We start from the raw sequence: 1,200 nt of genomic DNA on the forward strand, positions 1-1,200 counted from the left end.
CTAGTGGGCCGTCACGCAACCTTGGCCGGGTAACTGGTCCAGCTTCTGATCGGCGAACTGGCGGCGAAGTTCGTCTTGGGCTGGGCTCGGGCGTTGCGCCAGCGCACGTAGGCACCGATCGCCGCGTTCTGCTCGTCGTGGCTGCGGTGGTCGGTGCCGTTCAGGGCGTAATACCGCAACGCGGCGAACTCCGACTCGATCCAGTTCAACCAAGAGCCGTAGGTCGGCAGGAACACCAGCTCAACATCGTTTTCAGCGGTCCAGGCGCGGACCTGAGGATGTTTGTGCGGCGAGTAGTTGTCGGCGATCACGTACAGCATCTCGCCTGGCCAGCGCACACGCAGCGTCTTGAGAAAGGACAACACCTCCCGCCAGCGCTTGCGCCTGCGGATCCGGTAGTACAACCTGCCGGTGGCCAGATCGAGCGCGGCGATCATCTGCATCACGCCGTTGTAGCGGTTGTAGGTGGCACGCAGCCGGCCCGGCGAACCCACCGGACGCCACCGCTTGCCCCTTCGAGGCAACAGGTTCAACGGCCCGAACTCATCCAGGCAGATCACCCGCCCGTCAGCGGGCGGGTGATCGTAGAGGTCCAGGACGCGCTGCATCTTGGCGATGAACTGCGGGTCTGTGGAGGACTTCCACGTCGTGGTCGTCTGCCAGGTCACCCCGCCTTTGCGGAGGATCCGCCGCAGGTGCTCACGGCTGATCGCGGTCACCACCCCGCGGGCGATGAGGTGCGCGGCCAGGGTGCGCAGACTCCAGGTGGAGTGTCCGGTGATGCCCCATTCGGCGGGGACCGTCTTGGCGATCAGGCAGATGTGCTCACGCACTTTAGGACTGATCGTCGGTGGACGGCCCCCGTTCCATTTTGGGTCAAGCGCCTCGAACCCCTTCTCGTTGAAGGCGTGGATGACATCGCGCACGTAGTCGTCGCTGACCTGCATCAACGAGGTGATGTCCGGGACGCTCTGGCCTTGGCCGGACATCATCACCACGATCGCCCGCCGCAGCTTGACCGGATCCTTCGCGCTCCGCGTGATCCGCTGCAGCTTGCGGCCTTCCTCCATCGTTAACGGCCGGACGAACACTTCCGGTCGGCGAGCCACGACCACCTCCCAATATCGAAGAGGCAGCAAGCCTGGCGGGTTCACCGCTGGAGATCAATTACCCGTCCAAGATTCGGTGACGGGCCACTAG

At 64.3% G+C, this 1,200-nt stretch carries 1 protein-coding gene; it reads right to left on the reverse strand.

From position 1 onward, the window contains the following. Positions 1-11: 11 nt before the first annotated feature. Positions 12-1,109 carry an IS630 family transposase gene (locus tag AB0J46_RS51945; RefSeq protein ID WP_364344962.1) on the reverse strand — a complete coding sequence of 366 codons (1,098 nt, stop codon included), beginning with the start codon at positions 1,107-1,109 and terminating at the stop codon, positions 12-14. Between the last annotated feature and the right edge of the window lie 91 nt (positions 1,110-1,200).

The organism is Nonomuraea sp. NPDC049758, assembly GCF_040674635.1.
Lineage (GTDB): Bacteria > Actinomycetota > Actinomycetes > Streptosporangiales > Streptosporangiaceae > Nonomuraea.